This is a genomic window from Citrobacter sp. RHB35-C17, from assembly GCF_013816795.1.
Taxonomy (GTDB): domain Bacteria; phylum Pseudomonadota; class Gammaproteobacteria; order Enterobacterales; family Enterobacteriaceae; genus Citrobacter_A; species Citrobacter_A amalonaticus.
The window spans coordinates 4,186,112-4,210,008 of the sequence record NZ_CP057150.1 but is presented as its reverse complement, the minus strand read 5'-3'; the positions used below and the strand labels follow the sequence as shown (position 1 = coordinate 4,210,008).

The window sequence follows — 23,897 nt, the reverse complement described above, 5'->3', positions numbered from 1 at the left end:
GATGGAACCGATTATCGTCTTACGCCAGGTTTGCCGGACATTCCGCGCGGGAAGCGAGACGCTTGCGGTGCTGAGCGACATTTCACTGACCCTCCACAGCGGTGAGATGGTGGCGATTGTGGGCGCTTCGGGTTCGGGGAAGTCCACGCTGATGAACATCATCGGTTGCCTGGACAAACCTTCTTCCGGCGAGGTGTTGATCAACGGAACGCCGGTACATGATGCCGACAGCCTGCACCTGGCCGATCTGCGCAGTCGTTATCTGGGGTTTATATTTCAGCGCTATCACCTGATGCCGTATCTGACGGCGGAAGAGAACATCGCCATTCCCGCGCTGTACACCGCAATGTCAGCGCAAGAGCGCAATGCACGCACCCAGCGTCTTGCACGTCAGCTTGGTCTGGAAAACCGACTCCAGCACCGCCCCGCCCAGCTTTCGGGGGGGCAACAGCAGCGCGTGAGCATCTGCCGGGCGCTGATCAACGGTGCGCATATCATCCTCGCGGATGAGCCCACCGGCGCACTCGATAGCGTCAGCGGCAAGGCGCTAATGGACGTGCTGCATCAGCTGCATGCGGCTGGGCACACGGTCATCATCGTCACCCACGACCGCGACGTTGCCCGGCAGGCGCAGCGAATGATTGAGATCAGCGACGGGCGAATTATTCGCGACGTTCAGCACGCCGCCGTTCGTCGGCCGATTACGCTGCCGGAGCAGGATAACGGACGCGCCTCGCTGGGCCGCCGTCTTCATGAAGCGGTCCGCATGGCCTGGCGTTCGCTGCTCGGACACCGGATGCGCGCGTTTCTCTCCATGTTGGGGATCATCATCGGCATTGCGTCGGTGGTGTCGTCGATGGCGGTAGGCGAAGGCGCACGGCAGGCGATCATGAGCGAGATTGGCAAACTGGGAAGTACCACGCTGGAGATCCATCCCGGCACAGGGTGGGGCAGCAAGCGCCCGGATATGGAGCGCGCACTGTCAATGGATGACGTTCGCAGTTTGCAGGCGCTGCCGTGGATCATGGGCGTCTCGCCGGTGGTCAGCAGTACAACGCTCGCGGTTCGCAAAGGGCTCGACTCCTCCATGATGCTCTCCGGCGTGTCACAGGACTTTTTTGCCCTGCAAGGGCTGCGCTTTGTGCAGGGAAATGGCTTCACCGCGCGCGATGTCGCGGAAGGCGAACCGCTGTTGATTCTCGATGAGACCGGGCGCGATACGCTGTTTCCCGGTGGCGAAAATCCGCTTGACGAGATAGTCCAGATTGGCGGTGCGCCGTGGCGGGTGATCGGCGTGGCGATACGACCCGGCCCGAAAGTGGTGGGCGGGTTTATGACCGCCTGGGTTCCGCATACGTCATTACAGCAGCGACTCACCGGCGAAAAGCCGCTGGAATCGTTGATTCTGCGTTTTCAACCGCGGCTGGAACCGCATGAGGCGGCGCTGCGGGCGGAACGTCATCTGCTGCGGGAACATGGCCGGAAGGACTTCTTTATCCAGACCGACGATCAGCTGGCGAATGCGTTGCAAAAGACCTCTGACTCGATGTCGTTGTTGATTACCGCCATTGCGGCGATCTCCCTGCTGGTGGGCGGCGTCGGAGTGATGAACATCATGCTGGTGTCGGTGACAGAGCGGACGCATGAAATCGGCATCCGCTTGTCGGTGGGGGCGCGTCCCTCGGACATCATGAACCAGTTTCTGATTGAGGCTGTGATGATCTGCGCCCTCGGCGGCCTGTTGGGCGTGTTCGGTTCGTGGGTGGCGGGGCATCTTTTCGCCCTTGCGACCGATGCGTTCTCAATGGTGTTCACTGCGTTTCCGGTGCTGATGGCCTGTGGGTTTTCTGCCCTGATCGGCCTGACGTTTGGCTATTTTCCGGCGCGCAGGGCGGCTCGCCTCAACCCAACCGAGGCGCTGGCTCGCGAATGAAAAGACTGCTTGTGTTGCTCGCACTTTTATTGCTCGCGGGTTGTGGCTCACTGACCCGCAGCGACTACCAGCGTCCGCTGTTGTCTTTGCCCACCCAATGGGGGCCTGCTACCGACACGGTGTCGGAATACGGCTGGCAACGTTTTGGCGATCCCCGACTGTCGCGGGTGATTGAACAGGTGCTGGAAAGCAATAACGATCTCGCGGCGGCGGCCATCACCGTGCAACAGGCGCGTGTGGCGGCAGGGTTAACTGACACCAATATGACCCCCGATGTGGCGGTCAGCGGTTCTGCCAGTAACAGCAAAAACTCACGCCGGGGAACATCCGCGCAGGAAAACTACAGCAGCGGCATCACCATCGGCTGGGAACTGGATCTGTGGGGAAAACTGGCGCGGGCCCGTGAGCAAAGCGAGTGGGAAGCGGTGGCGAGCGAGCAGGATTATCATGCGACGGTACTCACCACGATGGGCACCACCGCCCAGTTGTACTGGCGTATCGCACTGTATAACCAGCAGATTCGCAATCAGCGTGACGGTCTGGCGATTTCGCAACAGACCGTGCAGCAGGTGACGTCATGGTTTAACGCCGGGAAGGTCGGCCAGCTCGATGTGTTGCAGGCGCAGCAGGCCCTGCTGGAACGAGAGAATCAGTGGCGAACGCTGGTTCAGCAACGTCAGAATACGCGCAATGCGCTGGCGCTGTTGCTCAACAGACCGGCAGAACAGCATGCCGATGAATCACCCGCGCTGGATGCAAACCAGCAGGTGCCGATTGCGCAAAAAACACCGCTACGGGTGATTGCGCAGCGGCCGGACATTCAGGCCGCGGAGTCGCGTCTGCGCGCGGCCCTTGCGGGTTACGACGCCTCAAGGCTGCAGTTTTATCCCGCACTTTCGCTTGATGCCTCACTGAATGCCGGCAGTCAAATCTTCAGCCAATGGTTCCGCGATCCGATCCGCACGATTGGCGGCACGCTGGCGCTGCCGTTTATCCAGTGGAACACCCAACAGCTCACCGTGAAGCAAGCGGATCTCGCGGTAAAACAGGCGGCAATCGCCTTTCGCTCGACGGCCTACGCCGCGCTCGCCGAAGTGGATGAAGCGATGGAAAACCGCCTGAGTGCTGATGAACAGCGCGCACGACTTCACCAGTCGCTGATCCTCAGTCAGCGGCGTTTAACCCTGACGGAAAGCCGCTATCGCGCGGGCGCCGTGGATTTTCAGACGTTGTTGAACGCGCAGGACGATCTGTTGACGTTAGAGAACGCCCTCGCACAAACCCAATACGACTACCTCTACGCCACGTTGCAGCTCTGGCTGGCGCAAGGGGGTGGCGAAACGCAATACAGGATGATGCAACATGAAGCCGAATAATGAATTTAAGCGGGTCGTCGTTACCGGGTATGGCGCCGTGACCCCACTTGGCGCGACGGCTGATGAGAGCTGGCAGGCGATGATGGATAACCGTCTGGGCTATCGCTACGTCGATAAAACGGCGCAGAATATCAACACCCATTTTCTCGGGCTGGTGGATAACGAGCCGAGCCTGGCAGGTGTTCCTGCAGTGATTCGTCGTCGGCTGCCACGCTTTGCCCGGCTGACCGTTGGCGCGGCACGTCAGGCTATGACGATGGCCTTTGGCGTCAGGCCGCCGCAGGAATACTACTGCACGCTCGACTGCGGCGTGATCATGGGAACCGGCTGGGGAGGACTGGACGAAAGCTACGACGCGCAAAGTGAGTTTGCGGCCGCGGGCGTCGCTTCACCGTTTAACTGTTTTTATTCGATGCCCAGCGTCACCACTGCAGCATGCAGCCAGTTCTGGGGACTCAATGGTTACCAGAATACGGTGGTTGCCGCCTGCGCGACGGGGACGATCGCTATTGGCGACGCTTACGAGGTGATCCGCAGCGGCAGGGCAAAGATGATGCTGGCCGGCGCCGGAGAATCTCTCACCAGCCACTGCGCGGTGTGGAACATTGACGTGCTGGGCGCACTGAGTAAGGAGGCGTCGGATCCGCAGCGCGCCAGCTGTCCGTTCAGCGCCCATCGTAGCGGTTTTGTGTTATCGGAAGGGGCGGCGGTGCTGTGTCTGGAAGAGCGCGAAGGGGCACTGGCACGCGGCGCGACGATCCTCGGCGAGATTACCGGCTACGCCAACTTCTCCGACGCCTGGGATTTCACCTCGCCGGCGGAAGACTGTCTTGCCCGCGTGCAAACCATCACCCATGCGCTGCAACAGGCGGAGCTGGAACCGGAGCAACTCGACTACATCAACGCGCACGGTACCTCGACGCCGCTGAACGATATCAATGAAACGCAGTCGCTAAAAATGGCGCTGGGGGACGCGGTGTGGTCCATTCCGGTTTCTAGTACGAAATCGTACTCCGGGCACTTAATTTCCGCGGCGGGCACCTTCGAGAGCATTGTCTGTCTGCAAGCTATCGCCAACGGCATCATTCCCGCGACGGCCAATTTCCAGCAAGCGGATGAATGCTGCGATCTGGATTATGTGGTTGAGGGCCATCGTGCGGGCAATGTCCGTCGCACGCTAAACCTGAGCTTCGGCTTTGGTGGCGCGAATGCGGCGTTGATTCTGGAGAAGCACGTATGATGCCGCTTCATTATGGTCAACAGGATGCCCGGCGCTGGGCCGCGTTTTCGGGCGATTACAACCCGGTACACTTTGACGAGGCGTGGGTGAAAGCGCGGGGCGGAAGCGGACTCAGCGTACATGGCATGCGCGCCTTGCTGGACGTAAAGCGGTTTATCAGTCCGCCGGTCGACGACGCCCCGTTTCTGAAATGTACCGTGCGTCTGCGTCGACCGCTGTGGCGGGATACCGCCTATCGACTGACGCGCGATGCGACTAAGCGGGTTGCGGCGTCGGTGCGGGAGTTTTCTGCCGAAGAGACCTGCCTTTCTTGCCAGATCACGCCGGAGAACCACCTGCCACTCGTCGATGGCGAAAGCCAACGGGTTCTGGATTCGTCGGCGCTGGCCGCGCTGCATCGGACGTTTCTGCCGCTGTTGCCCGACGCTCAGCAATGGCATTTTCTCGACGCCCTGTTGTTTCGTCATCTTCTCCAGGATACCGCGCTGTTATGCCAGCAGGCGATTGCCGACATACTGCCGACGTGTCGGACGCTGGATGCGCTGTTTTCTCACTTTCCTGTTGTACAGACCCATCAGGAAGTCATTTTTGACAGTCATCTGCTGGCCCCCTGGCGAGCAGAGTCGCTACCGGAACATCTAGAGATCGACACCTTGCCGGCCCTGGTGGTTGGCGACCTTGCGAATGGCGCGGTGGTGGTGCGAATCGCCGCGCGAACCTGTTATCAACATCACTACATTAGCAATGCCGTAACGCTTAAAGTCGGCGCGCTGACAAAAGGAAAATCAAATGAGCCAGCATGAAATGATCTACGACAAAATCAGTGAAATGATCTGTGACGCCAAAGACCTGGCGCCGGAGGCGCTGACACCAGAGACGACGCTGCCTGAACTGGAGCTGGACAGCCTCGACTACGTTGAACTGATGGTACTGGCGAAGCGTGAATTTAACGTCACGCTCAACCCTGAAATGTTTATGAAAAATCCAACCATGACGCTTCGCGAACTCAGCCAGCGTATTGCGCAGGAAATGGCAGGTTGATATGGCAAAGAAATGGATGCTCATCACCGGCGGCAGTCGGGGAATCGGCCAGGCGCTGGTGAGTCACCTGTTGCCTGAATGGAACATTGTCTTTACCGGTCGCAACGAGGCCGGGATCGCCCGCACGCTGGACATCGCGCAAAGCCAGAGTACGTCGACCTGGGTGAAGGGCATTCGCTGCGACGGCAGCGATGAAGCCAGCGTCGAGCAGTTAGCCATGTCTCTGCTCGAGGCGCATGGCGCGCCTGCCGCTATCATCCATAACGCCGGTATGACCAATGACGCGCTGCACATCCACCAGAACGCGCGAGACTGGCAGGAGGTGCTGGGAAACAATCTGGTCGCGGTGGTGAACTGGAATCGCATTCTGCTGCCCGCCATGATGACCCAGGGCAGTGGCTCGATTGTGTTTATGTCATCCGTGACGGCCATAAAAGGCAACAGCGGACAGACGGCCTATGCCGCCAGCAAGGCGGCGATGATTGGCCTGACGCATTCGCTGGCGCGAGAAGTGGGGCGTTTTGGCATTAGGGTGAATTGTCTGGCTCCGGGGTTGATTGACGGTGAGATGGTTCAGGCCATTCCGGAAGCCCGATTGAAAACCATGCGGCAGAATATTCCTCTGCGTCGCCTCGGACGCACGCAGGACGTCGCCCGCGCGGTTGCGTTTCTGACCGGGGAAGGGAGTAGCTATCTTACCGGTCAGACGCTGGTGCTGGACGGTGGTTTGTCCGCCTGATAAGCAAGAACCGCGAGAATGGCATCTCGCGGTTCAGGTCAGGCCTAGCTGGTTAATTCTCTGGACCAGGGCGCGTCGCTCTTTGACCGACTCCTGAAAAATTTGCAGTAAAACCTCGCTATTTTGCCGCACAATGTCCGCCAGTTCAGGGGCGATTTCTGCAGTTTCCCCGACGCGTACTTTAAATTCCGATGACAGCGTGACGCCCTGCAGCAACGACGCCAGCCAGATGCTGGCCTTCAGAATCCTCACTTCAAGAGGATGGGTGGCTTGTGCAACCCCTGTCTTTTGAATTTGACACCAGCGGGCAATATCCCGAATGGCTTCAATCGGATAGAGTTCACCCCAGATAGCATTATCTTCCCCGGTATGTGCCGGAGCGGCGCACAGCGCCAGAGACGTCAGGTTATGCAACAAGCCACCTATTTCGATTTTCAGGCACTGGACCGGGGAAATTCCCATTTCTCGAGCCAGGTAACCGGAGATACGGCCGACAACCAGGGAGTGCTGGACGCCGTTCTGGCTGAACCCATCAATAATAAACGCCAGCATGTTGGCGATATCGCGAAAGTTATGCAAAGAGATGGAGTCGTTATGGATGCGGGGGATGTCCTGGATATAATCGTCGAACTCTGTGGATTTAATTTTTAACCAGAAGTGTTCGCAATTTGCTACTTTTCTGAAAGCATTGATAAATTCGGGGTTATATAAAATATGTTCGCCGCCAACAATGATATTAATAATTTCCTCTTTTGCCGATAATATATCGCTAGCACGGTAAAGGGCGATTAAAACATCCAGACGATCCGCCAGATAAACGACATGGCTCTCTCTGGGCACTTTTTCACCGTTAACGTAGTCGCCTTTTCCATTGTCCCAGTGGGTGTGGTGATAGCGAACAATCGAACTTAACGGATTCAGTAAAGGAACGCTCGCCAGTAATTCAGCACCAACGGCCGCATGGTTATTGAGTTCATTATCGTAATAGCTGAGGGGTTGAAGGCGCGATTCCTCGTTCAGTCCTCCAATATCATGAAGCAGGGCCGCCAGCAGCGTTTTCCTGCACTGTGCAGGTGTGAACCGCGATTCCCTGGCCAGGTGCCAGGCGATGAATGCCGTTCTGACATGATGCAGGTTAAGCCTGGGGTTAATCATGTCTATTATTTTTGAGATGCAAGCCAGTGATTCTATTAATTTTATATTCATATAATGAGACATTTAACTTTCGCTGTGCTTCGTTAAAGAAAACCACGCTAATTAATCTCGTTTGCAACCATATTGCGGGAATACGTGGTTACCAAATAGTATGACATTATTATTGACTTTTTTTAGGAAAATTATTTTGTCGTCAGGGCCTTTGCCAAACAACAAACTATTAGCAATCTCATCATCAACATTATCAGTATTATCATGTATGGTTTTGACACTCATTATCTTATACAGATGCGCATTGGCATTGTATGTTTCATATTTCATTTTGAGCGTGCGCGAGATTAAATACTTTTTTTCATTATGTGTGAGCAGTCCGTCAATATTGATAAGAAGTTGATCATCCGTCATGTGGACAAAAATTAGCCCTTCGGCGCGAATGTTGTCGCTGTTGATACTCTGGATAACAGAAAACTGTGACTCGCATGAGAAAACCGGGGGCCGGGTAAAACAGTAAACCGCGCCGATCAATAACAGGCCGACACTGATCAAAAGAAAGATGGCTTGTTTAGGCATTATTTTTTTCTCTGTAATAAAAACTCATGCAGCTGTCTTTATCACATTTAATGAGTAACAATTGCACAATATCACCCAGGTCTCCTTGTACCTGTTGCTTGTAAACGTACAACTCCTTTTGCTCTGAGCAATCGAATGGTTGTGGGACAAAATCAAAGCTCTTTGTCACCTCTCGTAATGAGAGTGAGGAGGGCATAAAAATGACGCACTGACCCTCAACCAGTTTTTGTATATCGGTGTCGGCTCTGAATGAACCTGGATTTATTATGAGCAGAAGGAAGGCAATTGCCAGAGCGATAATGCGGGTAAAGCGCTTAAGACAGCGTTTCTGTGGTTCAACTGGCGGAGCCTCCGGCTCCTTTTCTTCAAGGAATGGCGTTCGATACTCACGATCGTTATTGATAATGGCATCTTCCGCTATTTTGAAACCAATACGAGGAACCGTGACAATGATTTCTTTTGCGATACCCAGATCGCTCAGGTTTCTGCGCAATGTGGAGATATATTGATTTAGATTACTATTTGACGCTCTGGCGCCATATTTATCAAAAACAGTCTGAAAGATTTCATTTCTCGAAAGGATATCGCCTTGATGATTGAGCAATTCAGCCAACAAGCGTGTAGAGGTTTGGGATAATTCAACGCAATCCCCAGTCAACAGGTTAACGAGCGACGCATCCTCTGTGTCAAAAGTGATAAATCCCTCAATGTCGAACCTCATGTTCATCTCCACCCTAGACCCTGCTTTCCTCTAACATACAGTCTTCTCTCAATAAAACGACATGAATATTAGATAAAAATCCTGTATTTGCGTTCATTTCAAGCTAATGTTGCTGGCTGAATCAGGTGAACGCATACTGCTAACACCTTCAAAATCCAGGAGTCTGCAATGAAACTCTCGCTGCGTTCATATAACCCGGGTACAGCACATCCAGGCTACAACGTACCTCATGACAATCTGCAGATGTTAGCGGCGGAAATGGGAATAAGTGACCTGCCGATGATCAGGGGGCCGGAACAATTTTTTATTCTCAATCTATTAAAAGATCACAGTACTCAGGGCCTGTCGACCAGAGAACTTGCCGATCTGTGTGGCATTTCAATTTATAAAGTCAGACACTTACTTCTTCCGCTGGAGAAATATGGCCAGGTTATAAGAAATAAAATGCAAAAGCACCATCAGTGGTTTTTGTCAAAGGACTCTACAGATATTGATTGGCATTCTAACAAGGGGTATTTTCATTTGCAACAATGAGTGAAAAGTCAATTAGATAGCCCTGATAATATGAAAAATACTGGTTATAATCTCGCGAACCATTAGGAAAAATCCCAATAAAATATTAATGTTCGCATGCTGTCACTATTGCCTTTTGTCCATTTTGTTTATACTTGTGCAGAGTGGACGCTTGATCCGTATTTACCAGTAAGTACAAGCGTAGCACTAAGCACTTTTTAAGCCGCATTACATTTTTGAATGGTTTGCTTATCAGTTGCCCTTGAAATCTGGTTTCAATGGGCAACTATTTCTCGTTAATGATCTTTATATCCTGCCAGAGATTATTGCATCTGACTCTACTGGTATCCGGCCTGTGTCCTGATGAGTTTGTACACACTAGCGATCATGGTTAGCATGTTTTTTCACGAGGAACCGCGCATACCGTTGTAGATATATTCTCTTTTGTTTTTTTTGTTCTGGCCTGAAATAAAACAGAAGGTGACAATCACCTCTGTATTAACCATGAGATTGGTTGCTTAGGTGAGACCGTTCGGTAGCTGGCACGAAATTAAACGGTATCATCGCATCTCTATCTTAATGAGATCAGCATTACGCGTGCTTAATACTTTATGCCCATCGCTACAGAGGAGGACAACACCCTGTCGGGCGCGGACGGTCTGTCGGGGATACACGAAATCCTTAATCTGCGCATTAAAACTCGCTGAGCAGGTGTGCGGCAAAAACCAGACTGATTTTATCCCGGAAGCAATCCGCACTGCTGTCGGAGAAGCGCTGATCGAGAAGCGTATCATTACGGCTGATCCGCAGACCGATCAGGCATTTCGCACTCGCCTGGATCAGGCACCTGATCCGCCTCACGTCGGTAATATTTGTACTCCGTTCTGCTGCGGTGTGGATTTTATAGATAACCGGTTGAAATTGCTGTGAATGAAAAAATCAGGTTACCGGTGTCTCCCGTACTTTGATTTGTTGCGTCGGCGATTCGAAGGTAATGGTTTACCACTCGCTGGCCTCAAGCGTGGTGATGACGAACATCCATCTGGCCGCTTTCGCCGTAATGCGATCGATACGATCCCTGTTGTGGTATTGGCAAGGGTTAGGGGAGATCAATCTCTGCGTTCTCTGGGAATCGGGCCAACGTTGGTGGGTAATGCCGGATTGTAGGTGATTCATGTAGAAGAAACTATAAGGATCTGCGGGATACAAGTTTATGACGTATACTGGGAGAGTCCATTACACCCCATTGAAGTTATGACCCAGAAATTCAGTGAAAAGTTTATCGTTTTTCAAAAGTGTGACATCGTGCGCAGTGCGTTTATTAGAAGGTTTATTTGTAATGGTCAGATATTTGAATAGGTTATCGAAATAGTCATTGCACATGAGCATCCCGTTTAATACGAAAAATATCTAGAATTTCTTCGGTAGAGAGTTAACTTCGAGTAACACTCCCTTTATTATTTTTATATATCCACCGGCTTTCAACTGCTTGAGGATATACATTACTCGACTGCGAGACAGCCCAGTGCGGTCGATGATAAATGTCGACGTTACAATTCCAACCCGCTGTTCTAACGTGTACTTGATTAATTCCTGTAGTTGTTTGCTGATGAGTTCATAAGCATCTTTTCCTAGTATGGATTTGTCCCTATAAGAGTAATAGCCAATACGTCTTGAAAGCAGTTCAGCAACAGACTCCCACAAATTAAGCTCACTAATTAGTGCTCGAACTTTGTCATTAGGTAGCACATAGGCTACTGTTTTCCCACTCCCTTTAATAACGATATCAATGGGGTTAAACATCAGAGCAAAACCAAACATGAAAGGGGCATTTATCACTCCGACAACAATGTTATCTCCTTTTCGAAACACATTGATGGTTCCTTCGGTGACGTAATAGATATTCTTATCATTCGTTGCATCAACAACAAACTGTGCCCGATTATACAACCGCTTTTCACCATGACGTATCATCAACTCAAAAAGTGGGTTTGAATAGTTATTATTAGCGGGCGAAGTATTCATGTTTACTCCAGTCAAAAACATAGCCTCATAAACATGGTTCCCATGTTTTCATATCAAGTTTAGTGTAATAAAAAAAAAGATTCCATCGTTATCGCTTGGCTGATATGACAAGAGGCGTTCGGGTTTGCATATTTTAATCAAGGATATAAAATGGTAAACTCAACGACTGCTGACAGAGTGCCTGATTTGAGCGTCCCGTCTAAAGGTACAATCTTTGCTTTCATCGGAAACGATGCTCTGCCTGTATCGGGATCAACGACCTGGCTTAAAACACGCCCGTTACTGATCAAAGTATCATCAGTTTTGCTTCTTATTTCTACCGCGACATTTGCAGCTGTCCCATTGTTTTTTATATATTGGTTATTCGTGCCTGCGGCTTCGCCAGCGAATTGTAGGGAAACACTCGGCATCCCTACATTACAATTCAGATCGATACTAAATTCCTGGGCAGGTGTTGAGTTTACCTGCTTCACATCGACTTCGCTAAAGTCAACATAGATATCTTTATCACCAATAACAGTGCAACCGTTCTGATATAACCTGACATGGAAATTAAGGTTGAATGAGCCTACTGCATATACGTATGCAGAACACAGCAGCAGCAAAGCAACCAAATATTTATAAATAAACATATAGCTCCCGCTAGTTATAAAAAACTGATACCGTCACCGTTGGGCTATATTCCCCTGGCGTAAGTACACTGCCATCAAAATAAAGCTCTACTGAAAAGGGTAACGTAACACTGAGCACATTAGTCAGATTTGCAAAGTCAACCAATTGAAACATATCAGAGAAATTGACATAACCGTTGCGAGTTTTATCAAAAATTTTCAGATACATCCCATTAAATCTCACTTTGTCACCATCAGTTTCCGCAGTGGTGGTATAAAGGGCCGTCAGATTGAATGGGTCGTTACAACTACGCGAAACGGTGATTGAAAAATCTTTTTTATCTTTAAATTGATCCGGCGAGGTCGTATCGGGCAAAAGGATATTACCGAAATCGATAATTGTTGGCGTGACATTTATATTTGCACTGCAGCCTATAAAGCGAATTTTTTTCAATCCTGTGATTTGAAAACGATAGTTACCACTGACGTTCAAGCCACCGACGCCATCAAGCTGAAAAACATTGAATGTATCACTCCCCTGATAGGTTCCTGATGCAGATCCCTTTTTCCTGACCTTGACATAATAATCGATTGTATAAAAGCTACTGTGGTTGGCTTTACATTCAGATGACGTGCCACCGCCCGGGCAGCTCACCATCCAGCCCGGTATATGCCACTTGCTTCCCTGGCTTATATCGTCAAAATCCTGGCCATTTACCACGACCCCCAGCTGTATACCTGTGCCGACAGCCGATTTTAGTGGGTTAGTGTATAAATAGACATCTTCATTTTTATCGCCGTTATCTGACCAGCATTGAATTTGTAAATGAAAGAGTGGTGAACGCCATGCCATACTACCATCAGGGTCAGTTTTAGGTATCGCCACAGACCCTACCGCCTGGGTTGCAGTCTGACTCTGTGTTTCCGCATCGACACATTTAATGGCCAAAGCCTCTCTGGACATTATCAGCAATAAGAACGAGAAAACGATAAGTAGTAGTCGATAATATTTGAAATTATTCATGTAGTTATTACTCACACGTTGCAGTTGTCTTGTACATATTTCCGGCGGAAGGTTGACCGACCAGATTGTAATGAGACTTGCAGTTATTGTTTGCATCATTGCCCCATCTCACTAACAAACTTCCTTTTTCGCTTTTCAAACCACTGATATAAACCTGCCCAAGATCCCCAACAATAAAACTCTGTTCATCGGAATTATCGCCCCCGACTAAATTTACCATTGCGCCAAATGGCACATACCCTGAGCCATTTTTCAAAGTTACTAATGCCTTATAGCCATAATGAGAATTAAACCTGGCTTTGACAACAGCACCTTTGGTTGGCGTGACGGTAACACCATTATCTTCAACTTCAACATTATCCGAAAAAGTGCCTGGATCGAGAGAAATATCATTTTTACGATATGGACTAAGGCTATTCATTACCGCATAACCAAACCGATCAATTCCAGAACCGGCCTGATTATAAATACCAGCACCCTTAGCTCCTTTCGCTTCAACAATAGCAATGGTTTCACCCAGCGGTTGAGATAAAGTCACACCACCACTGTGAATTACCACACCACCCGATATACCGTAATTTATTTGCTGTGAGTCCGGGCTATAGTTATAACCCAGATTTGTTTCCGCCAACGCGCCTCTGTAATCGGCCATGAAGCTTCCAGAATAACTTTCCCGGTCTTTTGTTTGTTGCATATTCCAGGTAAGGTTATTTTCTTCCAGTGCAGAACCGCTAAGACCTATAGTCTGTGTCGCGCCACCATGCTCGCTGTTATTTAAGTTATAACTTGCCCATGTATCAGGCAAAAATCTTGACAACGGGATATTAACATTGAGCATCAATGAGTTTTCGTTATATGTCGTTCCGTCGCCGTTATTGGCTGTAGTATTTTTGTTTAAACTATAGACTATAGAATAAGTAACGCCTGAGAATGAATTATTATAACTGAATGAATATGATTTAAGTTTTTCATCATTATTCCAGTATTTTTCTTGTACCGCGTTGCCTGTTATACTGCCGAGATTCTCTCCCAAGGATTGTGTTAAGCTGATTTCAGCTCGGTCACGGCGGCGATTCGGCATTGCATCTTCATTGCCATATGATTCAAGCACTTCTTGCAAATTATAAAAACCTTCCGTCGAGTATCGGTAACCGGCAATGGCAAAGTTGGTGCCTGTATCGACAAAATCCTTACTGTAACGCACACGGAATGACCGTCCGGATTCACTACGTGAGTCATTTAGTTCTGATTTTGCAGCAATAACATCTACTGAAATAGCACCAATGATTCCTAAATTACGCCCAAGGCCGATTGCAAGAGAATTATAATATTTCGCATTCTGCACACCACCGTATATAGTTATTCCCCACGGCAAACCATAAATTGCAGTCCCTTGCACGAACGGTGTTTTTTCTACATCAGAATTAGATGGACGGTATTGTCCAGCGGTAACACTGTATTTCAAGCTTTTTTCACGTTGCAACAGGGGCAAAGATGCATAAGGAACAACAAATTCCTGTGTGCTCCCGTCCTGCTCTTTCACTGTCACAGTCAGATCGCCCCCCTGTCCTGTCGGATAGAGATCGTTAATTTCAAATGATCCCGCAGGAACATAACTTTGATAAATAATGTATCCATTTTGCTTGATCATAACCTGAGCATTACTTTTGGCGATGCCACGCACAACGGGGGCATATCCACGCAAGGAATCAGGTTTCATATCTTCATCTGTTGCCAATTGCGTCCCGCGAAATGCGACACTATCAAATATATCGGATGGGGTGTTGCTATCACCCATCGTCAATTGGCTACTAAGAAACTTTATATCACGCTGAACATAGGTATAAACGCTATCAACCTGAGTCCCATTGACATCATCATGATTTATAGAACTGTAATTTCTGAAACGCCATGGGCCGATATTTATTCCAGGCAGAATGCGTGCATACTGACTGTTCGTTGTGCCACCGGCATCATTTTTCGTCTCATCGCCAGAAATACTGTAATTCAATAAAAAGGCAGGAATACCTTCATCCCATAATGAGGGGTCTACAAATCCGCGAACCTTTTGAGACAATGCAGCCTGAGGAATACTCAACTGTAATTCCTGGCTTGATAAATCATAGTTAGCTGAAGCTTGAGATATGACCTTAAAATTTACACAACCATCAGTTTCTTTTAGTTCTGGAAAATTTGCGACAAGGACACCTAAATTTTTTAGAAAGTCCATGCTCAGGCAAGGTGTTAGCTCCCCGTCTTCGCCATTGGAAAAATTAATATCTTTTGAGGCAAAGAAATCATTATTCAAAATGATATCAACGCGATACTTCCCTGCGCGTTGCATTCCATTTTCAAATGATGACAAATCAACCCCTTTGATCTCTGGTCTATTATTTTCTAATAGCGCAGAATTGAAGTGGTCGCGAGGCAAAACATTAAATGGATAACCTAATGATACTAAGGCAACCAACAATGCCAACCTCTTCATTCGAGGGCTAGATCCTTGCAAGCAGTTCATTAGATAGTCCATTATTATATTTTGGAATTAAATTCTTTACTCAGGCCGCCATAATCATTTATTAATTTAAACGATATAGCGCCATTTTTCATCGGACCAGGAAGCGTAAAGTTTGCGCTAGAGTTTGGTGCAACGTATGATGCTGATTTGATCGCGCTACCATTGAGCTTAATCTCTCCAAAGTTCATATAAAATGGAGATGGATTTTTTACATTTAATTGATTCCCACTGATATTCCATTGCAGATTTTCAGCAAAACTTTCAGGCTCTATACCTTTTAATTTTTTGGGTCGGTAAATCAATTTCATTTTACTTTTAACAACAACCTGTAACACATTACTGGACGTTTCCGATGATGAAGGTATTGCTTTTACATTGAAATAAAACATTGATTCCTGATTTTCAGGCAAGGAACTTTCTGTATAGACAATCCGCATCATGCTTTTCTTGCCAGCATTCAGTCGATACAGGGGCGGTGTGACAATAAAAGGTACTTCCTTTGTGACATTCTCTACATTATCCACCCAGGTCTGAATCAAATAAGGATGATTGTCAGGATTGGATACAGTAATGGACGCATCTTTTTTTGTCGCATCATAAATGATACGAGTACCGCCTATAACAACCCCAGCATGAGCAGAGGAAGCCAGGAAATAGCCACCTAAAATAGCTATGATAGAGATAATTGAACGATTCATAATGATATCTTATATAATATTATAAATAGCACGTGAAAATTACTCCACGTGCTAATTAGTCAATACTCCACCAATTAGTTGTAGTTAAGAGTAAATTGAACACTGGAGTTTGCCGGACCGGCAGTAACAGCTGCGGCCACCTGCTTATAACGAGCATACATCGGCATGGTAAGCTCAGTTTTACCCGCCTCTAAAGCGTATGAATCGCTATCGGTAAACAGTGGAACGGCTTTTTTACTCTTATCTAACAGCTCAATCGCAATGCCTGTTGCAACGCCGTCTTCCTCGGTAAGAGCAAGAACACTATTATCGCCAGCGTACGCAGTACCATCAAACTTAACGGTAATGCCATTTATACCAGTTGCAGGACAGTCCTTCACTTTTAAGTCAAACTCAGTCGCTGAAGCGTATGTACCCGTTCCGGTAAAAACAGTTTTACTCACTTTACCGAGATCAACATTCATTGTGTTATTTGCGCCGATATCAACCGTACAGGCTGTACCTATAATTTCGCCGGTAAAATTAACAGTACCATCGTTGTTAGCCTGAGCTGTAGACATCCCCATAACAACGGACATACTCATAACCGCAACAGCAAAAAATTTATTACTCATTTTTAAATCCTTCTATCCTTAGACGCATGTCTTTTATTAACCTTTAAAACCACCTTACTGAGCCCAGAAGGTTAGCTGGAGTAATATTAATTCGATGTGGCTATAATCCGAACAGTAAATGTGTCCTAATTAGTCTCTTTACTCCTATATAGGACTTTATTTATTGGTTTTTCGTATACTAAAAAGGACTAATCGCAATAAAATCATATCATTGAACAATGCATCAATGGTCATTGCACCGAACTGCAATCCGCACCAACAGGGGCAATCCCCCCTCGTTAGCGAGGTTTTTTGTCTCTAAGCAACCAATACTTAAGTCATACTAACGCATAAATGTGATGTATTAATTTATATTTGCGAAGTCTTTGGTTACTTACAGAAAACTGTACGTTCGTCACTGCAAATCGGTTATTTAGTAAACTTTTGTTTTATTGTGTGCTACAATGGCTGCTGCAAGTCGCTATAGACAGTAGACTGAAACTGTCCGAAAAATGGTGTGGAAAAAATGAAGCGCCCAGTTATTACTGTCAGGTCTGCTTTTTCTCATTTCAGAGAAACTATCTCTACAATACATATATACTGGGCGTTATAGGACATATTGTCGCCAGCGAACACACTTTCAGGAAATTAGTCTGACTTTTATTATCAATGAGTTGGAGAGTTGGAACATGAAGTTCAGCCAGAAAAGCATCTTATTGGTATGATATTCAAACAGAATCTTGAATGTCATAATCTGAATTTACGTATAGTTATTACATTAATCCTGTTTGATTTTGAGTTAGTGCAGAACAAAATATAACTTTATATGCGTCCAGATAATCTGGATGGGTCATTATTCTTTTTATTGCGTTTTCCCCATGATTGATCTTTTGATTACGATTTTCACCCGACATTACTCTATAGCTCAAGATGGTATAAAAAAGCCACAAAGAAAAGTAATATTAATATCGTCATCACTCAGCGATTTATTATAACCCCCGACCTGCAAAACCAGTCGTTATTGCGCTGTCAGCGTATAGCGCTCGCGCAGGATTTGGCCGGGAATTCAAAAAATGCATGGAACTAAAGCGGGTTTGTTTACAGGCTTATCAGAGAGTATGGATGTCTTTGACAGCAAAGAACATTTGCAGAAATGGCGTGAAATCCAGCAAACAAATAACGTGTTGCAACGACCAGAAATCTACCGTAGCCAGAAAAGAAAAAAGCCCCGCTTTTCAGCGAGGCCTTATGAATAGTGGTGCCCGGACTCGGAATCGAACCAAGGACACGGGGATTTTCAATCCCCTGCTCTACCGACTGAGCTATCCGGGCAACGGGGCGCATTAAACCGTAATCATGCACGACAGTCAACCTAATTTAGGGAAAAGCTGTTCAACTGCTTAAGTTTGCGGCAATCTGTGCGTTTCTGCGTTCAGTTTGCACAAATCTTCCAGACAGATGCGTTCTGAACAGGCAATGCTGGCAGCGAGAGGAGGGCAGTATGGCAAACGACTGGCTTGAGCTGCGACAACATGCCGATACCGGTATTGAGACAATCAAAGCCCATTTTGAAGGGCATGCATTTGACCCGCACTGGCACGATAGCTTTCTGGTCGGTATTACCCTTTCCGGTACGCAGCAATTTCACTGTCGGCGTGAGTGTCACCACAGCCAACCGGGTGATGCTTTTTTGCTGGAGCCGGGTGAGATTCATGATGGCGATGCGCCGGTGGCCGGTGGCCGGTGGGTTTACCTATCTCACCTTTTATCTGGATGAGCAGTGGCTGACAAAAACGTTGCAGGGCCTTTATGACACCACGCCGGACAGCTATTCCCTGCATTTCAGCCGGACGCTGTCGCGTGAGCCGCAGCTGGTGCGCGCCATTGGCGAAACGTTTAACGCCTTGCATACCGAAGAGATGCGTATTGTGCAACAAAGTACGATGGATCATCTTCTTTCACAGCTCACCACCCATTGCCACTGGCGAAAGCGCCTCCCTTCGCAGATACAGAGCGCGGCGATCGCCCATCGCGCCCGGGATTATCTGCATGCGCATATGGGTGACAACATTGGCCTTTCCGATCTGGCGCGTGAGACCGGAACGGATCGTTTTACGCTGACGCGCAGCTTTAAACGCGAGTTTCACCTCGCTCCACACGCATGGTTGATTCAGCTACGGCTGGCAAAGGCACGTCAGATGCTGGCGAAGGGCGCGCTGCCGGTTAATGTCGCAGCAGCGTTGGGATTTGCCGATCAAAGCCATCTGGGGCGCTGGTTCCAGCGTGCGTATCGTATTTCGCCTGCGCATTACCGTCGCTTGTGCACAAACCTTCCAGACGTTTACAGGAAATAGCGTCACAGTCAGAAGCTCAACTAAAAAGGAGTCTGCCTGTGAGTATCGCGCCGTTTTTGCTGTTTGCGTTTGTCGCCTCTATCACCCCCGGTCCCACCAATATCCTCATCCTGGCGAACAGTCAGCATCATGGCGTGAAAGCGACACTACCTGCGTTGGTCAGCGGTTGTGTGGCGGCGAGCATAATTGTGTTGATTTCTGGGGCCGGGGCTGGGGAGATATTGCATCAACATCCGCTGGTGCGGCAGGTGATGAGCTGGGCAGGCGTAGCGTGGCTAAGCTGGATGAGCTGGCAGTTATTCAGCGCTCCGGCTACGAATCTGTCCGGAAAACCATCTCATCGCTTTACCGCGCGCGCCGCGGCGCTGCTGCAGATAGTAAACCCGAAAACGTGGATGATGGCGTTGGCGGTGGTGAGTCTGTTTGCGCCGACCGGGAGTCACGCACTGCGCGATATTGCATTGATGGCGCTGTGGTTTTTGCTCATCTCTATCGGATGTTTGCTGTGTTGGGCGTGGCTGGGAAAGGCGGTAAACCGAGTGTTTCGCACCACCGTGGCGATGGTGCGTTTTCAGCGTGTGATGGCGTTGTGTTTGTTGATCTCTGCGTGGGCGGGAGTGTTTGCTTAGGTCAGCGCCCCGCCCTGGCGGCACTGGGCAAAGCGCAGAATGTCTTCTGCCAGACGATGCGCCGTCTCCACATCCGCATGGCTGCGATTGACCAGCATGCGGCTCAGACAGCCTTCCAGCACCAGTTCCATCTGTTTAGCCACCATTGCCGGATCGTCAATCTCCAGCGTGGTCAGCAGTTCGTGAGTGAAATCGTGCGCCGCGCTTTTTTGCTGATCTGCCAGTTGATGAATGGGGTGCGACGGATCGGGATAAAACGTACAGGCGGCGATAAACAGGCAGCCCGGGTAACGATTGTTACTCACGCACTCTGCCAGCGCCGTGTAGCGGGCCAGCAGCTTTTGCTCGGCACTCAGGGTGTCATCCAGCAATAGCTGGCGACGCCAGATATCCACCTGTTGGCTGAGATAGCGCAGCGCGTCATACAGAATGGCCTCTTTGTCCGGCCAGAAACGCTGCATTTCATCGAGCGGATAATCTACGCGCTCGGCCACCATCTCCAGTGTGGTGTTCGCAATCCCATGGATCTCGAGTAATTTTAGGGCTTCTCCCAGGACATCTTCACGTTGCACGGTCATTCCTCCGTCTTTACCTCTGAAAGTGTCGCTCACGGTTGGCGATCGCGCAAATGCGCACTAAATGTCGCCGCATCCATAAAGCCCGTCACCCGTGCCTGCGGGTGTTCCTGACCTTGCGTATCAAAGAACAGGATGGTTGGCAGTCCTAATACCTGCAAATGCTTCAACAGCGCCACATCCTGTGCGTTATTGGCGGTGACGTTAGCCTGTAACAGTACCGTATCGCCCAGCGCCTGTTTTACCTGTGGATGGCTGAAGGTGTACTTTTCAAACTCTTTACAGGCGACGCACCAGTCGGCGTACAGGTCCAGCATCACCGGTTTGCCTTTCGCCTCGGCCAACGCCTGATTAAGCTCCTCAACGCTTGCCACCGGTTTGAAGTCCAGATGCGCCTGTGTCTGGGTCACCGTCGTGCCAAACGCCCAGTCCTGGAGCGGACGCACGCTGACCAGCGCCGCCGCCAGCAGGATTATCTGCACGATGCGCATCCAGCTACGCGTTGCTTGCAGGCTGGTAATAAACGCCCAGCCAAAGAAGGCCACGCCCAGCAGCGACCACAGGCGTAAGCCCCACGTATCGCCGATGATGCGCTCCAGCAAAAAGACCGGCAGCGCGAGAATAACAAAGCCAAACGCCGTTTTGACCTGCGCCATCCACGGCCCGCTTTTCGGCAGCAGACGGTTACCAAAGACGGTGACCAGCATCAGCGGCAGCCCCATCCCTAGTGCATAGAGATACAGCGTACCGCCGCCGAGCCACAGATTCCCGCTCTGAGCGATATACAACAAAATGGCGCTCAGCGGTGCGGTGGTACACGGCGAACAAATCAGCCCGGCAATCGCGCCCATCACAAACACGCCACCCGCAGAACCGCCTTGCTGACGGTTACTCATCAGTGTGAGGCGCGTTTGCAGCGACGATGGCAGTTGCAGGGTGAACAGGCCGAACATCGACAGGGCGAGCAGGGTAAAGACCACTGCCAGGCCGATTAAGACATACGGATGCTGAAGAGCCGCCTGGAACTGCAATCCGGCGGCGGCCACCACCAGCCCCAGCGCGGTATAGGTCAGCGCCATCCCCTGTACGTAGATGAATGTCAGCAGCAGTGCGCGTCCGGTGGAAAGACGCTGTTTACCGCCCAGTACGATGCCGGAAATCAGTGGATACATCGGCAGTACGCAGGGGGTAAAAGCGATGCCAATACCGATCAGCAGCGCCCACAGGGCGGAGAAGGGGAGCTGGGCTGGCGCTTGCTCCGGCTGCGGCGGTTGCTGTATTGCTGCTGGTGCCACTGGTTTCGGCTTCGCGCTGGCGGTCACTTCACTTAGCGGCACGGTTTTGCTTTCCGGCGGATAACAGAAACCCGCATCGGCACAGCCCTGATACGTGACCGTTAGCGTGGCGCCAGACTGCGCCTGGTTGACGGTAACCGGAATGGTGAGCGTATTGCGATAGATTTCGCTTTTCCCGTAGAACTCATCTTCATGCCAGACGCCCGCTGGCAGCGTCACTTCCGCGATTTCCGCCCGTGCAGGGGTAATACTGATCTGCTTGCGATACAGGTAATACCCGTCTTTCACCTGCCAGGTGAGATTAAGATCGTGTTGGTTTTGCTGAAAGTCAAAGGCAAAGGCCTGGTCAGCAGGGACAAAATTCGAGCGACCCGGCGCGTCGAAAAGTCCGGCAAAAGTCGATGTGCTGCAAAAAAGCAGGATCAGCGTAAGGATGCGTTGAGCCATGAGAGGTAATCACTGTCTCCGTGGGTAACGGGTAAAACCAGAAGCTCGGGCGTTTGATACGGGTGATGAGACTTCAGGCAATCGAGTAAGGCGTCCTGGTGTGCCACCGAGGTTTTTAAGATCATCTGGACTTCGTATTCCTGCTCCAGTTTTCCTTCCCAGTAATACAGCGAGGTGGCACCGGGAATAATCGTGGCGCAGGCCGCCAGTTTTTCTGCCAGCACTTTGGCCGCCAGATCCTGGGCGGTGGCTTCATCCGGCGCGGTACAGAGTACAACAACGGCATCGGAGAGGGCGATATCCTGACGACTCACATCATGCATAAACACCTCGAATGAACAGAATGACCGGCAAAAGAGTGGTCACTATACAACGGACGAGGGAAGGATGTTAGACAAAGGGGAGGGAAATGCGGGGCGTGAACACGCCCCGCAGGTAACACTTACAGCATGAAACTGCCCAGCAGGAAGCCGAAGCAAACCGCCAGTAACACACCCAGCGTACCAGGGATGAAGAACGGGTGGTTAAAGACAAATTTACCGATACGCGTTGTCCCGGTGTCATCCATCTGTACCGCCGCAACCAGCGTTGGGTAAGTAGGCAGAATGAACAGACCAGAAACCGCAGCGAAAGACGCAACGGCAGTCAGCGGAGAAACGTTCAGCGCCAGCGCCATCGGCATCAGTGCTTTAGCGGTTGCTGCCTGAGAGTACAGCAGTGCAGAAGCAAAGAAGAAGATGACAGCCAACAGCCACGGATGGCCCTGAATCACTTCACCTGCAGTGTCTTTGATCCAGTCAATATTGTGAGACACGAACGTGTCACCCAGCCATGCAACGCCCAGAATACAAATACAGGCGCTCATACCGGCTTTGAAGGTGCTGGAGTTGAGGATGGCGTCGGTTTCCACTTTGCACATGATCGTGGTCAGCGTCGCGACGCTCAGCATGATGATCAGGATAGCGTTGGTGGTGTTCATCAGCGGTTTCTCAACCAGACCGAGGCTCGGGCTGTTGATGATCGCATAAACCACTACGCACACTACGCCCAGCAGGAACAGCCAGACGGAGTTCTTCGCCATAGGTTTGATTTCGATCTGCTTCTCACCGCGCAGCTCAATCAAACCCTCTTCCAGACGTTTACGGTATACCGGATCGTCAGAGAGCCTGGAGTTGAACAGCATGGTCACGAGGAAGGACATTACCAGCACCGCCAGCAGCGTGGACGGAATGACCACAGACAGCAGGTGGATGTAGCTAATGCCATGGCCTTCCATGACCGAAGACATGTAGACGACCGCAGCAGAGATAGGCGATGCAGTGATCGCTATCTGAGCGGAAACCACCGCGGTGGAGAGCGGACGGCAAGGCTTGATGCCCTGTTCCTTCGCCACTTCAGCGATAACCGGCAGCGTTGCCAGGGAGATATTCCCGGTGCCTGCAAAAATAGTCAGGAAATAGGTCACGATCGGTGCAAGGATCGTGATGTATTTCGGATTCCGACGCAGCAGTTTTTCTGTCTGGTTAACCAGATAGTCCAGACCGCCCGCAACCTGCATCGCGGAGATAGCAGCGATAACCGCCATGATGATGGAAATCACATCGAACGGAATGTTACCCGGTTTCACGCCGATAGCGGCAAGAACCAGAACACCCAGTCCACCTGCAAATCCAATCCCGATGCCCCCAAGTCTGGCGCCCAAAAAGATTGCCAGCAAAACAATGATAAGTTCGACAACTATCATATTAGCCTTCCTTGTTGTTTAACAAGTTGATATTAAATTGTTGTTATTTAGTAACTTCTTATAAGAAAAAAGGCACGTCATCTGACGTGCCCTCCA

At 49.9% G+C, this 23,897-nt stretch carries 21 protein-coding genes, 1 tRNA gene and 2 pseudogenes; 10 read left to right on the top strand and 14 right to left on the bottom strand.

What is annotated here, in order from left to right:
* Nucleotide 1: 1 nt before the first annotated feature.
* From HVZ37_RS20080 to HVZ37_RS20055, 6 genes are read left to right on the top strand one after another with little or no spacing between them, the layout of a single operon-like run.
* A complete protein-coding gene (locus HVZ37_RS20080; RefSeq protein ID WP_090050317.1) occupies nucleotides 2–1,933 on the top strand; it encodes an ATP-binding cassette domain-containing protein in 1,932 nt (643 codons plus the stop codon).
* Nucleotides 1,930–3,309 carry a TolC family protein gene (locus HVZ37_RS20075; RefSeq protein ID WP_181627918.1) on the top strand — a complete coding sequence of 460 codons (1,380 nt, stop codon included), beginning with the start codon at nucleotides 1,930–1,932 and terminating at the stop codon, nucleotides 3,307–3,309. The genes HVZ37_RS20080 and HVZ37_RS20075 overlap by 4 nt, the downstream gene beginning before the upstream one ends.
* Nucleotides 3,296–4,549: a beta-ketoacyl-[acyl-carrier-protein] synthase family protein gene (locus tag HVZ37_RS20070; RefSeq protein WP_044257281.1), complete on the top strand. Its 1,254-nt coding sequence runs from the start codon at nucleotides 3,296–3,298 to the stop codon at nucleotides 4,547–4,549. The genes HVZ37_RS20075 and HVZ37_RS20070 overlap by 14 nt, the downstream gene beginning before the upstream one ends.
* Nucleotides 4,546–5,352: a MaoC/PaaZ C-terminal domain-containing protein gene (locus HVZ37_RS20065; RefSeq protein WP_061069546.1), complete on the top strand. Its 807-nt coding sequence runs from the start codon at nucleotides 4,546–4,548 to the stop codon at nucleotides 5,350–5,352. The genes HVZ37_RS20070 and HVZ37_RS20065 overlap by 4 nt, the downstream gene beginning before the upstream one ends.
* On the top strand, nucleotides 5,339–5,590 hold the full coding sequence (locus HVZ37_RS20060) for an acyl carrier protein (protein ID WP_044268444.1): 252 nt from the start codon (nucleotides 5,339–5,341) through the stop codon (nucleotides 5,588–5,590). The genes HVZ37_RS20065 and HVZ37_RS20060 overlap by 14 nt, the downstream gene beginning before the upstream one ends.
* A gap of 1 nt (nucleotide 5,591) precedes the next feature.
* A complete protein-coding gene (locus HVZ37_RS20055) occupies nucleotides 5,592–6,329 on the top strand; it encodes an SDR family oxidoreductase (protein WP_044268441.1) in 738 nt (245 codons plus the stop codon).
* A 33-nt stretch (nucleotides 6,330–6,362) separates the two neighbouring features.
* Here HVZ37_RS20055 and HVZ37_RS20050 read toward each other — a convergent pair whose 3' ends face one another.
* From HVZ37_RS20050 to HVZ37_RS20040, 3 genes are read right to left on the bottom strand one after another with little or no spacing between them, the layout of a single operon-like run.
* A complete protein-coding gene (locus HVZ37_RS20050; protein WP_224788351.1) occupies nucleotides 6,363–7,547 on the bottom strand; it encodes an HD domain-containing protein in 1,185 nt (394 codons plus the stop codon).
* Between the two features lie 39 nt (nucleotides 7,548–7,586).
* Complete coding sequence (locus tag HVZ37_RS20045) at nucleotides 7,587–8,054, bottom strand: FidL-like protein (protein ID WP_156595831.1); 468 nt, start codon at nucleotides 8,052–8,054, stop codon at nucleotides 7,587–7,589.
* Nucleotides 8,047–8,775, bottom strand: coding sequence for a winged helix-turn-helix domain-containing protein (locus HVZ37_RS20040; protein WP_044257270.1), 729 nt, complete (start codon nucleotides 8,773–8,775; stop codon nucleotides 8,047–8,049). The genes HVZ37_RS20045 and HVZ37_RS20040 overlap by 8 nt, the downstream gene beginning before the upstream one ends.
* A gap of 168 nt (nucleotides 8,776–8,943) precedes the next feature.
* Between HVZ37_RS20040 and HVZ37_RS20035 the strand changes: the two genes are divergently transcribed.
* Nucleotides 8,944–9,309 (top strand): FaeA/PapI family transcriptional regulator, encoded by a 366-nt coding sequence (locus HVZ37_RS20035; RefSeq protein ID WP_044257268.1) that lies wholly within the window; start codon nucleotides 8,944–8,946, stop codon nucleotides 9,307–9,309.
* A 620-nt stretch (nucleotides 9,310–9,929) separates the two neighbouring features.
* Nucleotides 9,930–10,218, top strand: a pseudogene (locus HVZ37_RS20030) (DUF1778 domain-containing protein).
* 480 nt (nucleotides 10,219–10,698) lie between these two features.
* On the opposite strand, the gene HVZ37_RS20025 reads toward HVZ37_RS20030, so the two are convergent.
* The 7 genes from HVZ37_RS20025 to HVZ37_RS19995 form a co-directional block, all read right to left on the bottom strand.
* Nucleotides 10,699–11,313: a helix-turn-helix domain-containing protein gene (locus HVZ37_RS20025; RefSeq protein WP_044268435.1), complete on the bottom strand. Its 615-nt coding sequence runs from the start codon at nucleotides 11,311–11,313 to the stop codon at nucleotides 10,699–10,701.
* Nucleotides 11,314–11,450: 137 nt separating this feature from the next.
* Complete coding sequence (locus HVZ37_RS20020; protein ID WP_044268433.1) at nucleotides 11,451–11,945, bottom strand: fimbrial protein; 495 nt, start codon at nucleotides 11,943–11,945, stop codon at nucleotides 11,451–11,453.
* Nucleotides 11,946–11,955: 10 nt separating this feature from the next.
* On the bottom strand, nucleotides 11,956–12,948 hold the full coding sequence (locus HVZ37_RS20015; RefSeq protein ID WP_181627917.1) for a hypothetical protein: 993 nt from the start codon (nucleotides 12,946–12,948) through the stop codon (nucleotides 11,956–11,958).
* A 7-nt stretch (nucleotides 12,949–12,955) separates the two neighbouring features.
* Entirely contained in the window at nucleotides 12,956–15,436 is a 2,481-nt protein-coding gene (locus HVZ37_RS20010) for a fimbria/pilus outer membrane usher protein (RefSeq protein WP_090050311.1), read from the bottom strand.
* A 44-nt stretch (nucleotides 15,437–15,480) separates the two neighbouring features.
* Nucleotides 15,481–16,164, bottom strand: a complete 684-nt coding sequence (locus HVZ37_RS20005) for a molecular chaperone (protein ID WP_104445965.1) — start codon at nucleotides 16,162–16,164, stop codon at nucleotides 15,481–15,483.
* A 74-nt stretch (nucleotides 16,165–16,238) separates the two neighbouring features.
* Nucleotides 16,239–16,778: a fimbrial protein gene (locus tag HVZ37_RS20000; protein WP_044268420.1), complete on the bottom strand. Its 540-nt coding sequence runs from the start codon at nucleotides 16,776–16,778 to the stop codon at nucleotides 16,239–16,241.
* A 1,235-nt stretch (nucleotides 16,779–18,013) separates the two neighbouring features.
* Nucleotides 18,014–18,089, bottom strand: a tRNA-Phe gene (locus HVZ37_RS19995).
* Nucleotides 18,090–18,258: 169 nt separating this feature from the next.
* On the opposite strand from HVZ37_RS19995, the pseudogene HVZ37_RS19990 reads away from it, so the two are divergent.
* A pseudogene (locus tag HVZ37_RS19990) lies at nucleotides 18,259–19,111 on the top strand (AraC family transcriptional regulator).
* A gap of 38 nt (nucleotides 19,112–19,149) precedes the next feature.
* On the top strand, nucleotides 19,150–19,740 hold the full coding sequence (locus HVZ37_RS19985) for a LysE family translocator (protein ID WP_181627916.1): 591 nt from the start codon (nucleotides 19,150–19,152) through the stop codon (nucleotides 19,738–19,740).
* On the opposite strand, the gene HVZ37_RS19980 is transcribed toward HVZ37_RS19985, so the two are convergent.
* The 4 genes from HVZ37_RS19980 to dcuA all read right to left on the bottom strand — a co-directional run bounded on the left by HVZ37_RS19980 (nucleotide 19,737) and on the right by dcuA (nucleotide 23,801).
* Nucleotides 19,737–20,312 (bottom strand): transcriptional regulator, encoded by a 576-nt coding sequence (locus HVZ37_RS19980; RefSeq protein WP_043001810.1) that lies wholly within the window; start codon nucleotides 20,310–20,312, stop codon nucleotides 19,737–19,739. The two genes, HVZ37_RS19985 and HVZ37_RS19980, sit on opposite strands and share 4 nt — an antisense overlap.
* A gap of 35 nt (nucleotides 20,313–20,347) precedes the next feature.
* Nucleotides 20,348–22,057, bottom strand: coding sequence for a protein-disulfide reductase DsbD (locus HVZ37_RS19975; RefSeq protein ID WP_099433550.1), 1,710 nt, complete (start codon nucleotides 22,055–22,057; stop codon nucleotides 20,348–20,350).
* On the bottom strand, nucleotides 22,033–22,380 hold the full coding sequence (gene cutA, locus HVZ37_RS19970) for a divalent cation tolerance protein CutA (protein WP_044257253.1): 348 nt from the start codon (nucleotides 22,378–22,380) through the stop codon (nucleotides 22,033–22,035). Before cutA ends, HVZ37_RS19975 begins: the two co-directional genes overlap by 25 nt.
* A 119-nt stretch (nucleotides 22,381–22,499) precedes the next feature.
* The gene (dcuA, locus tag HVZ37_RS19965; RefSeq protein ID WP_042999157.1) at nucleotides 22,500–23,801 is read right to left on the bottom strand and encodes an anaerobic C4-dicarboxylate transporter DcuA; all 1,302 of its coding nucleotides are present in this window, start codon (nucleotides 23,799–23,801) and stop codon (nucleotides 22,500–22,502) included.
* Between the last annotated feature and the right edge of the window lie 96 nt (nucleotides 23,802–23,897).